15 protein-coding genes and 1 pseudogene are annotated in these 17,840 nt (G+C 56.5%); 11 read left to right on the top strand and 5 right to left on the bottom strand.

Features of this window, described 5'->3' with window-relative positions; translation table 11 throughout:
• Positions 1 to 58: 58 nt before the first annotated feature.
• Entirely contained in the window at positions 59 to 1,042 is a 984-nt protein-coding gene (locus ACLGE8_RS15140; protein WP_410999648.1) for a quinone oxidoreductase, read from the bottom strand.
• A 66-nt stretch (positions 1,043 to 1,108) separates the two neighbouring features.
• Here ACLGE8_RS15140 and dnaB point away from each other — a divergent pair, with 66 nt between their 5' ends.
• From dnaB to ACLGE8_RS15170, 6 genes and pseudogenes are all read left to right on the top strand, one after another.
• Positions 1,109 to 2,524 carry a replicative DNA helicase gene (gene dnaB / locus ACLGE8_RS15145; protein WP_035896759.1) on the top strand — a complete coding sequence of 472 codons (1,416 nt, stop codon included), beginning with the start codon at positions 1,109 to 1,111 and terminating at the stop codon, positions 2,522 to 2,524.
• 37 nt (positions 2,525 to 2,561) lie between these two features.
• Complete coding sequence (gene alr, locus ACLGE8_RS15150) at positions 2,562 to 3,641, top strand: alanine racemase (protein WP_410999650.1); 1,080 nt, start codon at positions 2,562 to 2,564, stop codon at positions 3,639 to 3,641.
• An 11-nt stretch (positions 3,642 to 3,652) separates the two neighbouring features.
• A pseudogene (locus tag ACLGE8_RS15155) lies at positions 3,653 to 3,845 on the top strand (hypothetical protein); the annotation flags it as partial.
• A complete protein-coding gene (tyrB, locus tag ACLGE8_RS15160; protein ID WP_410999652.1) occupies positions 3,829 to 5,022 on the top strand; it encodes an aromatic amino acid transaminase in 1,194 nt (397 codons plus the stop codon). The pseudogene ACLGE8_RS15155 and the gene tyrB, both read left to right, overlap by 17 nt.
• A gap of 199 nt (positions 5,023 to 5,221) precedes the next feature.
• Positions 5,222 to 5,935, top strand: a complete 714-nt coding sequence (gene aphA / locus ACLGE8_RS15165; RefSeq protein WP_185668458.1) for an acid phosphatase AphA — start codon at positions 5,222 to 5,224, stop codon at positions 5,933 to 5,935.
• 225 nt (positions 5,936 to 6,160) lie between these two features.
• On the top strand, positions 6,161 to 6,517 hold the full coding sequence (locus tag ACLGE8_RS15170) for an MmcQ/YjbR family DNA-binding protein (protein WP_410999776.1): 357 nt from the start codon (positions 6,161 to 6,163) through the stop codon (positions 6,515 to 6,517).
• On the opposite strand, the gene uvrA is transcribed toward ACLGE8_RS15170, so the two are convergent.
• Positions 6,514 to 9,339, bottom strand: a complete 2,826-nt coding sequence (gene uvrA / locus ACLGE8_RS15175) for an excinuclease ABC subunit UvrA (RefSeq protein WP_395596636.1) — start codon at positions 9,337 to 9,339, stop codon at positions 6,514 to 6,516. The two genes, ACLGE8_RS15170 and uvrA, sit on opposite strands and share 4 nt — an antisense overlap.
• 254 nt (positions 9,340 to 9,593) lie before the next feature.
• Between uvrA and ssb1 the strand changes: the two genes are divergently transcribed.
• Positions 9,594 to 10,121, top strand: coding sequence for a single-stranded DNA-binding protein SSB1 (ssb1, locus tag ACLGE8_RS15180; protein ID WP_035896752.1), 528 nt, complete (start codon positions 9,594 to 9,596; stop codon positions 10,119 to 10,121).
• A gap of 154 nt (positions 10,122 to 10,275) precedes the next feature.
• On the opposite strand, the gene ACLGE8_RS15185 is transcribed toward ssb1, so the two are convergent.
• Positions 10,276 to 11,787 carry a transglycosylase SLT domain-containing protein gene (locus ACLGE8_RS15185; RefSeq protein ID WP_410999654.1) on the bottom strand — a complete coding sequence of 504 codons (1,512 nt, stop codon included), beginning with the start codon at positions 11,785 to 11,787 and terminating at the stop codon, positions 10,276 to 10,278.
• A 152-nt stretch (positions 11,788 to 11,939) separates the two neighbouring features.
• On the opposite strand from ACLGE8_RS15185, the gene ACLGE8_RS15190 reads away from it, so the two are divergent.
• On the top strand, positions 11,940 to 12,686 hold the full coding sequence (locus ACLGE8_RS15190) for an IclR family transcriptional regulator (protein ID WP_410999656.1): 747 nt from the start codon (positions 11,940 to 11,942) through the stop codon (positions 12,684 to 12,686).
• Between the two features lie 47 nt (positions 12,687 to 12,733).
• Here the strand turns inward: ACLGE8_RS15190 and ACLGE8_RS15195 are convergent, their stop codons facing one another.
• Positions 12,734 to 13,015, bottom strand: coding sequence for a YjcB family protein (locus ACLGE8_RS15195; protein ID WP_185668462.1), 282 nt, complete (start codon positions 13,013 to 13,015; stop codon positions 12,734 to 12,736).
• A gap of 250 nt (positions 13,016 to 13,265) precedes the next feature.
• Entirely contained in the window at positions 13,266 to 13,595 is a 330-nt protein-coding gene (gene soxS / locus ACLGE8_RS15200) for a superoxide response transcriptional regulator SoxS (protein WP_410999658.1), read from the bottom strand.
• A gap of 87 nt (positions 13,596 to 13,682) precedes the next feature.
• Here soxS and soxR point away from each other — a divergent pair, with 87 nt between their 5' ends.
• The 3 genes from soxR to ACLGE8_RS15215 all read left to right on the top strand — a co-directional run bounded on the left by soxR (position 13,683) and on the right by ACLGE8_RS15215 (position 17,810).
• Complete coding sequence (gene soxR / locus ACLGE8_RS15205; protein WP_185668464.1) at positions 13,683 to 14,141, top strand: redox-sensitive transcriptional activator SoxR; 459 nt, start codon at positions 13,683 to 13,685, stop codon at positions 14,139 to 14,141.
• 409 nt (positions 14,142 to 14,550) lie between these two features.
• Positions 14,551 to 15,900, top strand: a complete 1,350-nt coding sequence (locus ACLGE8_RS15210) for an NCS2 family permease (protein WP_410999660.1) — start codon at positions 14,551 to 14,553, stop codon at positions 15,898 to 15,900.
• Between the two features lie 263 nt (positions 15,901 to 16,163).
• A complete protein-coding gene (locus tag ACLGE8_RS15215) occupies positions 16,164 to 17,810 on the top strand; it encodes a Na+/H+ antiporter (protein WP_410999662.1) in 1,647 nt (548 codons plus the stop codon).
• Positions 17,811 to 17,840: the final 30 nt, after the last annotated feature.

The following is a 17,840-nucleotide window of genomic DNA, read 5'->3' on the forward strand; positions in this document are numbered from 1 at the left end:
AACTAAAAAAAGAAAGGGCTTCCTACGGGAAGCCCTAGTCTTTTGGGCGATACAACCGTTACGGAATCAGCAGGCTTGAACCCTGCGTCGCCCGGCTCTCCAGAATCTCATGCGCGCGCCGCGCCTCCTTCAGCGGGTACTTCTGGCTTTCCGCCACGTCCACTTTGATAATGCCGCTCGCAATCAGCGAGAACAGCTCGTGGCTGGCTTCTTTCAGCTCATCATAGTTAGTGATGTAGCCGTTCAGGGAAGGGCGGGTGGCGAACAGTGAGCCTTTTTGATTGAGAATGCCGAGGTTAACCCCGGTTACCGGGCCGGAAGAGTTACCGAAGCTGACCATCAGCCCACGACGCTTTAAGCAGTCCAGCGACGCTTCCCAGGTATCTTTGCCCACCGAGTCATACACCACCGACAGCTTTTTGCCCCCGGTTAGCTCTTTGACGCGCTCGGCGATATTCTCGTCGCGATAGTTAATCACCTGCCAGGCACCAGCCTGAAGCGCACGATCTGCCTTCTCCTGGCTACCAACGGTGCCAATAAGCTTAGCCCCCAGCGCTTTCGCCCACTGGCAGGCAATCAGCCCTACGCCGCCTGCTGCGGCATGGAACAGGAAGGCTTCACCGGGTTTGATTTCGTAGGTTTTGCGCAGTAGATAGAAGACGGTCAACCCTTTGAGGAATGAGGCGGCAGCCTGCTCATAGGAGATGGCTGCCGGAAGCAGGGCGACCTTATCCGCCGGGACGTTATGCACCGAGCTGTAAGCGCCAAGCCCGGACTGCGCGTAGACCACGCGATCGCCCGCTTTAATATGCTTCACGTTGCTGCCCACCTGGCTCACCACGCCCGCCGCTTCGGTACCTAAACCGCTTGGCATCGACGGCGGTGGATAGAGCCCGCTGCGAATGTAGGTGTCGATATAGTTGATACCAATGGCTTTGTTTTCCACCTGAACTTCGTTTTCGCCAGGGGCTGATGGGGTGAATTCAACGGCGTTCAGCACTTCCGGGCCGCCATGTTTGCTAAATTCAATACGGGTTGCCATGCTTCCTCCAGAACGATTATGTGGTAATCTTTCGACCCACTCTTTATCTCGGTAATACCATTCACTATGGCAGCAAATAAACCCTTCAACAAACCGCAAACCGAACCTCGCGTCCGCGATTTTCAGGTAGACGGGCTGAAAGTACCGCCGCACTCGATTGAAGCGGAACAATCGGTGTTGGGCGGGCTAATGCTGGACAACGAGCGCTGGGACGATGTTGCCGAGCGCGTGGTGGCGGAAGATTTTTATACCCGTCCGCACCGTCACATCTTTACGGAGATGGGCCGTTTACAGGAAGGCGGTAGCCCGATTGACCTGATTACGCTCGCGGAATCGCTGGAGCGACAGGGCCAACTGGACAGCGTCGGCGGGTTTGCCTATCTGGCAGAACTGTCCAAAAACACGCCAAGTGCGGCGAACATTAGCGCTTATGCCGATATTGTCCGCGAACGTGCCGTTGTTCGTGAAATGATTGCGGTGGCGAACGAAATCGCCGAAGCCGGTTTCGACCCGCAGGGGCGCACCAGCGAAGACCTGCTGGATCTCGCCGAGTCCCGCGTCTTTAAAATCGCCGAAAGCCGCGCCAATAAAGACGAAGGCCCGAAAAATATCACCGAGGTGCTCGACGCCACCGTCGCGCGCATCGAACAGCTTTTCCAGCAGCCGCACGATGGCGTCACTGGGGTCAATACCGGCTATGATGACCTCAACAAGAAAACCGCCGGTTTACAGCCGTCGGACCTGATCATCGTGGCGGCGCGTCCATCGATGGGTAAAACCACTTTTGCGATGAACCTCGTCGAAAACGCGGCGATGTTGCAGGATAAACCAGTACTGATCTTCAGTCTCGAGATGCCCTCCGAACAGATTATGATGCGTTCTCTGGCATCGCTATCGCGCGTTGACCAGACCCGCATTCGTACCGGCCAGCTCGATGACGAGGACTGGGCGCGTATCTCCGGCACCATGGGCATTTTGCTGGAAAAACGAAACATCTATATTGATGACTCCTCCGGCCTGACGCCGACGGAAGTGCGCTCCCGCGCGCGCCGTATCGCCCGTGAACACGGCGGCATTGGCCTTATCATGATCGACTACCTTCAGCTGATGCGCGTGCCGTCGCTTTCCGACAACCGTACGCTGGAGATCGCCGAAATTTCCCGCTCGCTCAAAGCGTTAGCCAAAGAGCTGCACGTGCCGGTGGTGGCGCTGTCGCAGCTTAACCGCTCCCTGGAACAGCGTGCGGATAAACGCCCGGTCAACTCCGACCTGCGTGAATCCGGCTCCATCGAGCAGGATGCCGACTTAATCATGTTTATCTATCGTGATGAGGTTTATCACGAAAACAGTGACTTAAAAGGCATCGCTGAGATTATTATCGGTAAACAGCGTAATGGCCCCATCGGCACGGTACGCCTGACGTTTAACGGCCAATGGTCGCGCTTCGATAACTACGCCGGTCCGCAGTACGACGACGAATAACAACGCTGAATCAGAAAACACATACCAAGGAACACAAATGCAAGCGGCAACTGTAGTCATTAACCGCCGCGCTCTGCGACACAACCTGCAACGCCTGCGTGAACTGGCACCTGCCAGCAGGCTGGTTGCGGTGGTGAAAGCGAACGCTTACGGACACGGCCTCCTTGAGACCGCGCGAACGCTCCCCGACGCCGATGCTTTTGGCGTTGCCCGTCTTGAAGAGGCGCTGCGCCTGCGTGAGGGCGGCATTACTCAGCCGATCCTGCTGCTGGAAGGCTTCTTTAATGCGACCGATCTGCCGACGATTGCCGCACAGCATCTGCATACCGCTGTGCATAACATCGAACAGCTTGAAGCACTGGAAGCGGCTGATATCAGCGAGCCGGTCACCGTGTGGATGAAGCTCGACACCGGTATGCACCGTCTGGGCGTACTTCCGGAAGATGCCGATGCGTTCTATCAGCGTCTGAGCCAGTGCAAAAACGTGCGTCAGCCGGTTAACGTGGTCAGCCACTTTGCCCGTGCCGATGAACCGGAATGCGGTGCAACGGAAAAACAGCTCGCCATTTTCACCGCCTTTACCGACGGCAAACCGGGTCTGCGTTCAATCGCGGCATCCGGGGGCATTCTGCTGTGGCCGCAGTCGCACTTCGACTGGGCGCGCCCTGGCATTATTCTCTACGGCGTCTCTCCGCTGGAACAGAAACCGTGGGGCCCGGACTTCGGCATGCAACCAGTGATGTCGCTGACCTCCAGCCTGATTGCCGTGCGCGAGCACAAAGCGGGCGAGCCGGTTGGCTATGGCGGCACTTGGGTCAGCGAGCGTGATACCCGCCTCGGCGTGGTGGCGATGGGCTACGGCGACGGCTACCCGCGCGCGGCGCCGTCCGGTACGCCTGTGCTGGTCAACGGCCGTGAAGTGCCGATTGTGGGCCGCGTGGCGATGGATATGATCTGCGTCGATCTGGGCCCGAACGCCGAGGATAAAACCGGCGATGAAGTGATTATGTGGGGCGAAGGTCTGCCGGTTGAACGCATTGCTGAAATCACGAAGGTGAGTGCTTACGAACTTATTACGCGCCTGACGTCGCGGGTGGCGATGAAGTATATCGATTAAGCATTGTCCGAGTGCCGGATGGCGCTAGCGCTTATCCGGCCTACATCGCGTATTGTCCGTAGGCCGGATAAGGCGTTTACGCCGCCATCCGGCAATCTTTTCGCCAACAGCAACAACCGCTCGACCTTCCTCCCCATCCGGTTTATTGTGTTATTTCCTGCCTTCTGTAAACCTGGAGAACCATCGCGTGTTTCAAAAAGTTGACGCCTATGCGGGCGACCCGATTCTTTCTTTAATGGAACGCTTCAAAGAAGATCCGCGCAGCGACAAAGTTAACCTCAGCATCGGCCTGTTTTATGACGAAAACGGCATTGTTCCGCAGCTGAAATCAGTGGCCGAGGCCGAAGCGCGCCTGAACGCGCAGCCGCACGGCGCGTCGCTGTACCTGCCGATGGAAGGGCTGAACAGCTACCGTCACACGGTAGCACCGCTGCTGTTTGGCGCCGATCATCCGGTTCTCCAGCAACAGCGCGTGGCGACTATCCAGACGCTGGGCGGCTCCGGGGCGCTGAAAGTGGGCGCAGATTTCCTCAAGAGCTACTTCCCGGACTCCGGCGTATGGGTCAGTGACCCGACATGGGAAAACCACATCGCGATTTTTGAAGGCGCAGGATTCAAGGTCGGCACTTACCCATGGTTTGATAGTGAAACCAACGGCGTACGCTACGACGCGCTGCTGGAAACGCTGAACACGCTGCCAGCGCGCAGCATCGTGCTGCTGCATCCGTGCTGCCACAACCCAACCGGTGCCGATCTCACCAACGAACAGTGGGATGGCGTGGTTGAGGTGCTGAAAGCGCGCGATCTCATCCCGTTCCTCGATATCGCCTATCAGGGCTTCGGTGCGGGCATGGAAGAGGATGCTTATGCGATCCGCGCGATTGCCCACGCAGGCCTGCCAGCGCTGGTCAGTAACTCGTTTTCTAAAATTTTCTCCCTGTACGGCGAGCGCGTCGGCGGCCTGTCGATTGTCTGCGAAGACAATGAAACCGCACTGCGCGTGCTGGGCCAACTGAAAGCAACGGTACGTCGTAACTACTCCAGCCCACCAAACTTCGGCGCCCAGATTGTGGCGGCGGTACTTGGCGATGCTGAGCTGAAAGCCATGTGGCTGGCGGAAGTGGAAGGGATGCGTACCCGTATTCTGGAGATGCGCCAGGCGCTGGTAAACGTACTGAAAGAAGAGATGCCGGACGGCAACTTCGACTATCTGCTCAAACAGCGTGGGATGTTTAGCTACACCGGCCTGAGTGCCGCACAGGTCGATCGCCTGCGCGATGAGTTTGGCGTCTACCTGATTGCCAGCGGTCGTATGTGCGCGGCGGGTCTCAACAGCCGCAACGTGCATCGTGTGGCAAAAGCATTTGCAGCAGTGATGTAAGTAAGTGCTCACACTGGCTTGGAGGTATATTCTGAGCCAGCGTCCTTTCAAAGCACTAAACTGTGATCCCCTTACTTTTTTCAGGATTATTCTGAGATAAACCTTTCAATCGTATCCCTCAGACGGTAAGGTCGCAGTACTTTTATTTGAAGCAACACTCACTTTATTACAATAACGACTCGACGAATTAAGGGAAAATATGCGCAAGATCACGCAAGCTCTCAGTGCCGTCTGCTTGTTATTTGCACTGAATGCTTCGGTGACGGCTCACGCCTCGTCACCTTCTCCAATCTATCCAGGCACCGACGTTGCGAAGCTGGCCGAACAGGCTCCTATCCACTGGGTATCCGTGGCGCAAATTGAAAACAGCCTGATGGGCCATCCGCCAATGGCGGTCGGTTTTGATATCGACGATACCGTCCTGTTCTCAAGCCCAGGCTTCTGGCGCGGGCAACGAACCTACTCCCCGGACAGCCAGGACTACCTGAAGAACCCTGAGTTCTGGGAAAAAATGAATAACGGCTGGGACGCGTTCAGCATCCCGAAAGAAGTGGCCCGTTCGCTGATTGCGATGCACGTGAAGCGCGGCGACAGCATCTACTTCGTGACCGGTCGTAGCCAGACCAAAACCGAAACCGTCTCTAAAACGCTGCAGGATGATTTCCTGATCCCCGGCGCGAACATGAACCCGGTGATTTTTGCCGGTGATGAACCGGGCCAGAACACCAAGACCCAGTGGCTGAAAGAGAAGAACATCAGGGTGTTCTACGGTGATTCCGATAACGACATCACCGCCGCGCGTGAAGTGGGAGCCCGCGGTATCCGCGTTCTGCGCGCCTCTAACTCGACCTATCGTCCGCTGCCGCAGGCCGGTGCGTTTAACGAAGAAGTGATCGTTAACTCCGAGTACTAACGGCAAACCGTTGTAGGCCGGAGAAGGCGTTTACGCCGCCATTCGGCAATCTGCTCTATGCTGCCGGATGGCGCTTTGTTTATCCGGCCTACCATTTGCACCAATAAATGATGCTTTTTTAGTCAAAATCAGTCGCTGAAAGGTTTATCCTTTCGGCGTCTTGTTGCACACTGAGGTGATGCTTTTTTGCACAACATGGTTTGCGAGACTGAGGAGTATAAAATGATGACCAGTTCGGATCTTCTGCAGTACTGCATGGCGAAGCGTGGCGCGGAACAGAGCGTGCACAGCGACTGGAAAGCAACACAGGTTAAAGTGGCTGACGTGCTGTTTGCGATGGTGAAGGATGTTGAAGATCGCCCGGCGGTGTCGCTGAAAACCAGCCCCGAACTGGCAGAGCTGCTGCGCCAGCAGCATAAAGACGTTCGCCCAAGCCGCCATCTCAACAAAGCGCACTGGAGCACCGTCTACCTGGACGGCTCGCTGCCAGGCTCGCAAATTTACTATCTGGTGGATGCGTCGTATAAGCTGGCGGTGGAGCTGCTGCCGGAAACGCTCCGACAGCAGATGTACTCTGATTAACCCAGCAGAGGCTTCAGGAAACGAGCCGTGTGCGAGGCTTCGCAGTTAGCCACCGTTTCTGGCGTACCGGAAACGAGGATCTCACCGCCGCCGCTGCCGCCTTCCGGACCTAGATCGACAATCCAGTCCGCGGTCTTAATCACGTCCAGGTTGTGCTCGATAACCACAATGGTGTTGCCCTGATCTCTCAACTGATGCAGCACTTCCAGCAGTTGCTGGATGTCGGCAAAGTGCAGGCCGGTGGTTGGTTCATCCAGAATATACAGCGTTTGACCGGTGCCGCGTTTTGACAGCTCGCGCGCCAGCTTCACGCGCTGGGCTTCACCGCCGGAGAGCGTGGTGGCTGACTGGCCGAGACGAATGTAGGTCAGGCCAACGTCCATCAGCGTTTGCAGCTTACGCGCCAGCGCCGGTACGGCATCGAAGAACTCGCGGGCTTCTTCAATGGTCATATCCAGCACTTCGTGGATGGTCTTGCCTTTGTACTTAATCTCCAGCGTTTCGCGGTTATAGCGTTTGCCTTTGCACTGATCGCACGGCACGTAGATATCCGGCAGGAAGTGCATTTCGACTTTAATTACGCCGTCACCCTGGCAGGCTTCGCAGCGCCCGCCGCGGACGTTAAAGCTGAAACGACCCGGCGTATAGCCACGTGAACGGGATTCCGGTACGCCGGCAAACAGCTCACGCACTGGCGTAAAGACGCCGGTGTAGGTCGCCGGGTTTGAGCGCGGGGTACGGCCAATCGGGCTCTGGTCGATATCGATAACTTTATCGAAATGTTCCAGCCCCTGAACGTCGCGGTACGGTGCCGGTTCCGCGATGGTTGCGCCGTTTAATTGCGTCTGCGCAATCGGGAACAGCGTATCGTTAATCAGCGTTGATTTACCGGAACCGGAGACGCCGGTGATGCAGGTAAACAGGCCGACCGGCAGCGTCAGAGTCACGTCTTTCAGGTTGTTACCCGTGGCGCCCGTCAGCTTAAGCACTTTTTCCGGGTTCGCCGGAACGCGGTTTTTCGGCACTTCAATTTTGCGTTTCCCGCTCATGAACTGCCCGGTTAACGACTCCGGCACCGCCATAATGTCGTCCAGCGTCCCTTCAGCCACCACCTGACCACCGTGGACACCGGCGCCTGGGCCAATGTCGATAACGTGGTCGGCGGCGCGAATGGCGTCTTCGTCGTGCTCTACCACAATCACCGTGTTGCCAAGGTTACGCAGGTGAATCAACGTGCCGAGCAGACGTTCGTTGTCGCGCTGGTGCAGGCCGATGGACGGCTCATCCAGCACGTACATCACGCCAACCAGCCCCGCGCCAATCTGGCTTGCCAGACGGATACGCTGCGCCTCGCCGCCGGAGAGGGTCTCTGCGGAGCGGGAGAGGGTCAGGTAGTTCAGGCCGACGTTGACCAGGAACTTCAGGCGGTCGCCGATCTCTTTCAGCACTTTTTCAGCAATTTGCGCACGCTGGCCGGAGAGCTTCAGGTTATTGAAGAAGTCCATCGCGTGACCGATGCTCATATCTGAGATAGTCGGCAGCGGCGTATTTTCCACATACACGTGACGCGCTTCACGACGCAGACGGGTGCCGTCACAGCTGGCGCACGGACGGTTGCTGATGAACTTCGCCAGCTCCTCGCGCACCGCGCTGGATTCCGTCTCTTTATAGCGGCGCTCCATGTTGTGTAGCACGCCTTCAAACGGATGGCGGCGCACGGATGTATCGCCACGGTCGTTGATGTATTTGAATTCAATCGACTCTTTGCCGGAGCCGTAGAGAATGGCTTTCTGCGCTACCGCGCCGAGGCTTTCCCACGGGGCTTCGACGTCAAACTCATAGTGTTCCGCCAGCGATTTCAGCATCTGGAAGTAATAGAAATTACGACGATCCCAGCCGCGAATCGCGCCGCCGGCCAGCGACAGTTCTGGATTCTGAATCACGCGGTCAGGGTCGAAATACTGCTGTACGCCCAGGCCATCGCAGGTTGGGCACGCGCCTGCCGGGTTGTTGAATGAGAACAGACGTGGCTCAAGCTCGCGCATGCTGTAGCCGCAAATCGGGCAGGCGAAGTTGGCGGAGAACAGCAGCTCTTCCGCTTTTGGGTCGTCCATATCGGCGACCACCGCCGTGCCGCCGGAGAGCTCCAGCGCGGTTTCAAAGGATTCCGCCAGACGCTGCGTCAGGTCATCGCGCACTTTAAAGCGGTCAATCACCACTTCGATGGTGTGTTTCTTTTGCAGCTCCAGCTTTGGTGGATCGGACAGGTCGCAGACTTCGCCGTCGATACGCGCGCGGATATAGCCCTGGCTTGCCAGGTTTTCCAGCGTTTTGGTGTGTTCGCCCTTACGTTCTTTAATGATCGGGGCCAGCAGCATCAGGCGTTTGCCTTCCGGCTGCGACAGCACGTTATCGACCATCTGGCTGACGGTTTGCGCCGCCAGCGGCACATCGTGATCCGGGCAGCGCGGCTCGCCTACGCGAGCGTAGAGCAGACGCAGGTAGTCGTGAATTTCGGTAATGGTACCGACCGTCGAACGCGGGTTGTGTGACGTCGACTTCTGCTCGATAGAAATCGCAGGCGACAGCCCTTCAATATGATCGACATCCGGCTTTTCCATCAGCGACAGGAACTGGCGCGCATAGGCAGAAAGCGATTCTACATAGCGACGCTGCCCCTCGGCGTAGAGGGTGTCAAAAGCCAGTGAGGATTTGCCAGACCCGGACAGCCCGGTCACGACAATCAGTTTGTCGCGAGGGATGACGAGGTTGATGTTTTTGAGATTATGGGTGCGGGCGCCCCGAACTTCGATCTTATCCATTCACCTTTCCCGGTAGAGGAGATACACGGATTGCCTGGTTTGTTAGAAGGACAAACGGCAGAAACGGCTAATTATGACACAACTTAACCTGAATGAATATACAGTATTGGAATGCCGATTGCGGATGCCGGTGAAAATTGCAGCGCGATAAGATGTTTAGTGGAATATGCCTCGCAGCTACCAAAATACCGTCTGGAAATGATACACTGGCGCGTTTACACTTAATCAAGAATACATTTTCAGGAGAGACAAACATGGCCAGCAGAGGCGTAAACAAGGTGATTCTCGTCGGTAACCTGGGCCAGGACCCGGAAGTACGCTACATGCCGAATGGTGGCGCAGTTGCCAACATTACGCTGGCTACTTCCGAATCCTGGCGCGACAAAGCGACCGGTGAAATGAAAGAGCAGACTGAATGGCACCGCGTTGTGCTGTTCGGCAAGCTGGCGGAAGTAGCAGGCGAATACCTGCGTAAAGGCTCTCAGGTCTACATTGAAGGCCAGCTGCGTACCCGCAAATGGACCGATCAGTCCGGCGCTGAAAAATACACCACCGAAGTGGTGGTTAACGTTGGCGGCACCATGCAGATGCTGGGTGGCCGTCAGGGCGGCGGTGCACCAGCAGGTGGCGGTCAGCAGCAGCAGGGCGGTTGGGGTCAGCCTCAGCAGCCACAGGGCGGCAACCAGTTCAGCGGCGGCGCGCAGTCTCGCCCGCAGCAGCAGTCCGCTCCGGCACCGTCTAACGAACCGCCGATGGACTTCGATGACGATATCCCGTTCTGATAAACGGCAGATAACCGTCTGAAAAAAAGCCCCGCTTCGTCGGGGCTTTTTTATGTCTGTTGGGTTGGGGCCGATCCCGGCGGCGCTGCGCTAGGCCGGGCTACCTACATCATGTAGCCTGGGCGAGCGCTGCGACCCCGGGGCGGCTCGGTGCCTACTGCTGCGCCTTATCGCTCGCCGGAATAATCGGTGGCTTCCCGGTCGCCGCCCGCTTGCGGTTGATCTCATCCAGCACCAGCCGATAGGCAATGTAATACTTATAAATATTGCCAACGTAGGTCACCGTTTCTGCACCGATCTTCTCGGCGGCCAGATTCTCCACGTTGCCAAACCAGATGTTCGGATTAAAACTGCGCTTTTGCGTCTCCACCCGTAAACGTGCAATACGCGCCGGACCGGCGTTATAAGAGGCAAACGAAAACAGCGCCTTATCCAGCTGCGTCATCGGTTCATCACCGTAATAACGGTCGATCATCCAACGCATATACTTCACCCCGGCGTGAATATTGGGGTCGAGCTGTTTGATATCACCGACCTTCAGCTCTTTGCCGGTTTTTGGCATCACCTGCATCACACCGATGGCCCCAACGTGGCTGCGTACCGACTGATTGAGCCGCGACTCCTGGTAGCCCTGCGCCGCCATCAACAGCCAGTCAACGTCATAGCGCTCGCCGTACTTTCTGAAAATTTCTACCATCTTCAAAAACTTACGCCGCTCTTTTTCCGCCGCCGCGTTCTGCACGTATTTCGCACTCTTCAGGTAGCGCAGCAGCAGCGTATTGCCCAGCGTGCTGCCCTGGCGGTTATCTTTTACAAAGCCGTTAAGCTCAGCGAGGAGCTTAGGATCATCTTTGCGCACCGCCCAGGCAATGCTGCCGTTATCACGTAGTACCACATCCTCATGCACCTGAATTTTGGGGAATACCTGCTTCCAGAAAACCGCTTTGTGATGGTCGACTACCGTCAACGGGATAAGCCCGGCGTTGAGCATCTCCAGCAGATCTTCATCCTCCAGCGCCTCTGGGGCTGCTTTGATGATGACCGGTGGTTTTGCCGCTTTGACGAACTGCGCGTTGAGCGTGGTCAGGCTCTCGTAATAGCTCGACGATTTACGCACAAAAACCGTTTTTCCGGAGAGGTCATCCAGGTCTTTGACCTGTGGTGACGCGGGGCCGGAGATCAGCAGCTCTTTGATATCGTTATAGATAGGATCGGTAAAGGCAACTTCCTGCTGGCGGGACGGTGTGATGGTCAGGTTAGCGGCGGCGATATCGCCCTTCCCCTCATTGAGGGCGGTAAACAGGTTATCGCGGGTCACCGGCACAAAAATAATCCGTACCTTCAGATGCCTATGCTCAAGTTTCTTATCTTTCGCCAGCTGTGCATTCAGGCTGCGCTCAAAGGCGGCGAAAATATCGTGCGTTGCGCCGCGCTGCTGGCCTTTATCGATAAAAAAGAAGGTCTTACTGTAGGTGGTTAAAACGCGAATCACGCGACGGTCAAGCATGCCGGGCAGGTCGCCTTTCCATGGCTGCATGATGCTCTCGATATTCACTTCCAACGCGTCGCTTTGCTCATCCGGTTTGGGGTCGGCATAAACCGGGCTGGACAGCAGCAGGGCGCTTAAACAAGCGGTAATGAAGCGATGAAAAGGGATGGCGTTCATGGTGCGGCACTCCGCAAGGCGCATTCGTCAATTTTAGTCGAATGCGGCTAAAAAACCTGGCAGGTGTGTGGCTTTTTCGGGCCGTCGGAGGCCGCTATCTGGCTCGCATCGATGGCAACCGCTACAATGCACATTTTGTGCCATGGAGAGACATGATGACCAGCCTGAATCGGATGCTGTCGGTACTTGACCTGTTCACTGCAGAACGCCCCGTGTGGGAAGCCGACCGTATCGTAGAAGCGCTGGGATGCTCCACGCCCACCGGCTATCGCTACCTGAAAGAGTTGATGCTCGCTGGCCTGCTGCAGCGCTTTAACGGTGGCTATTATGCGCTGGGGCCGCGCATCACCCTGCTGGATTATGTCATCCGCAGCACTGACCCGCTGCTGGCCGCCAGCATCCCGCAGATGCGCGAACTGGTGACGCTGACGGGCTGCCACTGTACGCTCTCCAGGCTTGATGGTGATGTGTTTCTCGACCTGCACCATGAGTGCTCGAATCAGGAGATTGCGCTGGTTTACGGCCGAGGCCGCCCGCGCCCGATGTTCTCCGGCAGCGCGCCAAAGGTGGTGATCGCTAACCAAACCTCGAAGCAGCAGCGCGGGCTGTTCGAACGTTATCATGAAGAGGTGCTGGCGGCAGGGTTAGGAGAAACGGAAGACGCGTTCCTGAAACGGATGCAGCAAATTCGTAAAGCGGGCTGTTACCGGGCGGATGAAGAGTTGGCAGCGGGGGTGTCATCGCTGTCGGTGCCGCTGCGTTTTGCACCAAAAGAGCACTGCGCCGCGCTGGCGCTGGTCTCATCGACTCAACATTTTGCACAAAGCAACGTGGGGGAGTGGCAGGACAAACTCAAAAAAGCGGCCCGGCGGATTGCGTTGGCCTTAGACGGGGAGTAGCCGCATTGAGATAATAAAAAACCCCGCCGTGGCGGGGTTTTCTGCAATTAATAGAGCGCGACCGGCCATTCTGGCGGCGTCTGGCTCATCACTTCAACCATCACATCTTTGATATTGTTAGTGATGGTGGAAATTTCGACCATGGTTATCCCTAATAAGCTGGTGGCAAACCAGCAGGCGGCCGCAAGACCTAGCATGCTGCAAATAGCCCCCAGACCGATGTAGTCGGCTTTACGAAGTTTGATTTTCAGAGTGCTGGCAACGAACATCAGCACGGCGCTGGTTAACGGCCAGCGTAACAGCGTAACGCCTGCGGTAAGTGAAAGCATGGGACCTTTTCCTCAGAGATAATCAACAAGCCGCCCTGACAGCACTTGTGGAATGAGGCACGAGGCGCTCTGGCTATCTGAAGGCGTTCACAACTTGAATGAAACAGTGTTTCTGTTTCACTGTAATGTGTGAACTATATCACGTTTGGTGTTTTATTCACCAGAGGTAAACGCAGGATTTTTGTCAATCCCATGGCGATTTTTTCAACATGAATCAGCTACCGCACTCTGTGCGGCAGCCTGAAGAGGGTTATGCGGAGATCTGGTGACGGTAGTCCGTCGGCGTGCGGTCGAACTCGCGGCGGAATACGCGTGAGAAGGTCTGCTGCGAGACATAGCCGAGATCCATGGCGATATCAAAGATAGGCCGCTGCGTATTGCGTAGCGCCTCTGCGGCAAGCAACAGGCGTCGCTGGCGGATATAGTCGCCCAGCGTCTGGTGCATCACGGTGCGGAACATTCTCTGCAGGTACCATTTCGAGTAGCCGGATTTTCTGGCCACGATATCGATATTAAGCGGTTGATCGATATGTTCATCTATCCATTCAATTAGCGTCTGAATAATTTCCCGATGGGACATAAGGCTCTCCCCGTTGTCTATTTTTGCGTCGATTTCTGTTCTGCTGGCGAGTATAATTCCTCAAGTTAACTTGAGGTAAAGCGGATTATGGAAAAAAAGACGACGCGCATAAAAACGCTGCTATCACCCGGTGAAGTAGCGAAACGAACTGGAGTTGCGGTCTCGGCGTTACATTTTTATGAAAGCAAAGGGCTGATCCACAGCACACGTAACAGCGGCAACCAACGGCGCTACAAGCGCGACGTGCTGCGCTATGTGGCGATCATTAAAATTGCCCAGCGCCTTGGGATTCCGCTGGCGACTATCGGCGACTCGTTCAGCGTGCTGCCGGAAAACCATACCCTCGGGCCAAAAGACTGGAAGCATCTCACCACCCAGTGGCGCGAAGAGCTGGATAAACGCATTCACGCCATGGAGGCGCTGCGTGACCAGCTTGACGGCTGTATTGGTTGCGGTTGTATGTCGTTGCGCGACTGTCCGCTGCGTAACCCCGGCGATAAGCTGGGGGAAGAGGGGACCGGGGCGCGTTTGCTGGAAGAGGAATAATCCTTACTCATTCCTCCCCGTAAAATTGCGACATTTTTGCCATAGAAATGTTGCCGGATTGCGCATGGACGATAACGTTTGCGCATGGGTTGAGCAATTCTTCATCGGCATTCGTTAATTTTCATAAACCAGGGCAAACTTCTGTTGAAAAAAGGGGCATAAAAGCCAGATAATCGTTTGCCTTCAAATTTCGGACGTCTCTTACGCCGAAAATGAGCGGGTCAACCTTATTTCGCACACGCCGAGAATAAGGAATTCCGAATATCGTTTTGTCTGCGCGGAGTTAATCGTTTGCTTTTTTGTGGCTCCCCTATTGCCGCAAGTAGCACATGGAGATGACGCTTAGCTGGAAGTGGATGTTCCACCACGCAGACGAACGAATGATAAAAACTCTCAGGGGATGTTTTCTATGTCTACGCCTTCAGCGCGTACCGGCGGTTCTTTAGACGCCTGGTTTAAAATTTCTGCACGTGGTAGCTCCGTCCGTCAGGAGATTGTCGCCGGTCTCACTACCTTCCTGGCGATGGTTTACTCGGTGATCGTGGTGCCGGGCATGCTGGGTAAAGCCGGTTTCCCACCGGCTGCGGTCTTCGTGGCGACCTGTCTGGTAGCCGGCGTCGGTTCAATCGTGATGGGCCTGTGGGCAAACCTGCCGCTGGCGATCGGCTGTGCGATTTCACTGACCGCCTTCACCGCTTTCAGCCTGGTGCTGGGCCAGCACATCAGCATTCCGGTTGCGCTGGGCGCGGTATTCCTGATGGGTGTGCTGTTTACCATCATCTCTGCCTCCGGTATTCGTAGCTGGATTTTGCGCAATCTGCCGCAGGGCATTGCGCACGGCACGGGGATTGGTATCGGCCTGTTCCTGCTGCTGATCGCCGCGAACGGCGTTGGCATGGTGGTGAAAAACCCACTGGACGGCCTGCCGGTTGCGCTGGGCCAGTTCGATAGCTTCCCGGTTATCATGACGCTTATCGGTCTGGCGATGATCATCGGTCTGGAAAAACTGAAGGTACCGGGCGGCATTCTGCTGACCATCATCGGTGTTTCCATCGTTGGCCTGATTTTCGATCCAAACGTGCACTTCTCCGGCGTGTTCGCCATGCCATCGCTGAGCGATGACAAAGGCAATTCGCTGATTGGCAGCCTCGATATTATGGGCGCGCTGAGCCCGGTTGTGCTGCCAAGCGTGCTGGCGCTGGTGATGACCGCGGTGTTTGACGCCACCGGTACTATCCGTGCGGTAGCCGGTCAGGCAAACCTGCTGGATAAAGACGGCCAGATCATCAACGGCGGCAAAGCGCTGACCACTGACTCCCTGAGCAGCGTGTTCTCGGCAGTTGTAGGCGCATCCCCGGCAGCGGTCTATATCGAATCCGCAGCGGGTACAGCGGCAGGCGGCAAAACCGGTTTAACGGCGATCACCGTCGGCATTCTGTTCCTGCTGATTCTGTTCCTCTCTCCGCTCTCTTACCTGGTTCCTGGTTATGCGACTGCACCTGCGCTGATGTACGTCGGCCTGCTGATGCTGAGCAACGTGGCGCGCATCGACTTCAACGACTTCGTTGACGCAATGTCCGGGCTTATCACGGCGGTGATGATCGTGCTTACCTGTAACATCGTTACCGGCATTATGATTGGCTTCGCAACGCTGGTGATTGGCCGCGTAGTGTCCGGTGAATGGCGCAAGCTGAACATTGGCACCGTGGTTATTGCCGCGGCGCTGGTGGCGTTCTATGCGGGCGGCTGGGCGATTTAATCTCGCCACTGCTGTAAAAAGAACCCGCCTGATGGCGGGTTTTTTGTAGCCCGGCCAAGCGCAGCGCCGCCGGGATCGGTTCGGAGCCTGCCCCGGCGGCGCTGCGCTTGGCCGGGCTACACTCATGCTGGCCTACAGGTCCGGACTTTTTTTCTATTTTCAGCCACCTCTCGTTTCCTTTTGCGTTAATCTGGGTAACGTAAACTCGGAAGCACGACGCTTCATGTTTTGAATAATAAGACAACGCTGTAAACAGGGAACGCATGGAAATATTCTTTACCATACTCATCATGACCCTCGTGGTTTCGCTCTCCGGGGTGGTTACGCGCGTAATGCCCTTCCAGATCCCACTACCTTTAATGCAAATCGCCATCGGCGCACTGCTGGCGTGGCCGACGTTTGGTTTGCACGTTGAATTTGACCCTGAACTGTTCCTCGTTTTGTTCATCCCACCGCTGCTGTTTGCTGATGGCTGGAAAACGCCGACCCGCGAATTTATTGAACATGGGCGAGAGATCCTGGGGCTGGCGCTGGCATTAGTGGTGGTGACGGTGGTCGGCATTGGCTTCCTGATCTACTGGATTGTGCCGGGAATTCCGCTGATCCCCGCCTTCGCGTTGGCCGCCGTGCTGTCGCCAACCGATGCCGTGGCGCTCTCCGGGATTGTCGGTGAAGGGCGTATTCCGAAAAAAATCATGGGGATTTTGCAAGGCGAGGCGCTGATGAACGACGCCTCTGGCCTGGTGTCGCTGAAGTTTGCCGTCGCGGTAGCGATGGGCACGATGGTCTTTACCGTCGGTGGCGCAGCGATGGAATTCTTCAAGGTGGCGTTTGGCGGCATCCTGGCGGGCTTTGTGGTGAGCTGGTCGTACGGGCGCTCAATGCGTTTCCTCAGCCGCTGGGGCGGCGATGAACCGGCCACGCAGATTGTGCTGCTGTTCCTGCTGCCGTTTGCGTCTTACCTGATTGCTGAACATATCGGTTTTTCCGGCATCCTCGCGGCGGTGGCGGCCGGGATGACCATCACCCGTTCCGGCGTGATGCGCACCGCGCCGCTGGCGATGCGTCTGCGTGCCAACAGCACCTGGGCGATGCTGGAGTTCGTGTTTAACGGCATGGTGTTCCTGCTGTTGGGCCTGCAATTGCCGGATATCCTCGAAAGCTCGCTGGTGGCGGCAGAGGCTGACCCGAACGTTGAAACCTGGATGCTGTTTACCGATATCATCCTGATCTACGTGGCGCTGATGCTGGTGCGTTTTGGCTGGCTGTGGACGATGCGCAAGCTGAGCCAGCGCTTCCTGAAAAAGAAACCAATGGAGTTTGGCTCCTGGACCAATCGTGAGCTGCTGATCTCCTCCGTCGCTGGGGTGCGCGGGGCGATTACCCTTGCCGGTGTGCTCTCCATCCCGCTGCTGCTGCCCTCCGGCGAGGCGTTTCCGGCGCGCTATGAGCTTATCTTCCTCGCCGCAGGGGTGATTCTGTTCTCGCTGTTTGTCGGGGTGATCGCGCTGCCGATTTTGCTGCGTCATATTGAGTCGGGCGATAGCGTACAACAGCACAAAGAAGAGCGTCTGGCGCGGGCCGCGACGGCGGATGTAGCGATTGTCGCCATCCAGAAAATGGAAGAGCGTCTTGCTGCCGATACCACCGAGAATATCGATAACCAGCTGCTGACCGAGGTCAGTTCGCGCGTGATTGGTAACCTGCGTCGCCGCGTCGATGGGCGTAACGATGTGGAAACCTCGATGCTGGAAGAGCAGCTTGAACGCCGTTTCCGTCTGGCAGCGCTTCGTTCCGAGCGTGGGGAGTTGTATCACCTGCGTGCGACGCGTCAGATCAGCAATGAGACCTTGCAGAAGCTGCTGCACGATCTCGACCTGCTGGAAGCGCTGTTGATTGAAGATGCGTAGTTAGGCTCGGCGCTGCGCTTGGCCGGGCTA

The sequence above is a fragment of the Kluyvera sp. 142486 genome, assembly GCF_046569695.1.
Classification (GTDB): Bacteria; Pseudomonadota; Gammaproteobacteria; order Enterobacterales; family Enterobacteriaceae; genus Kluyvera.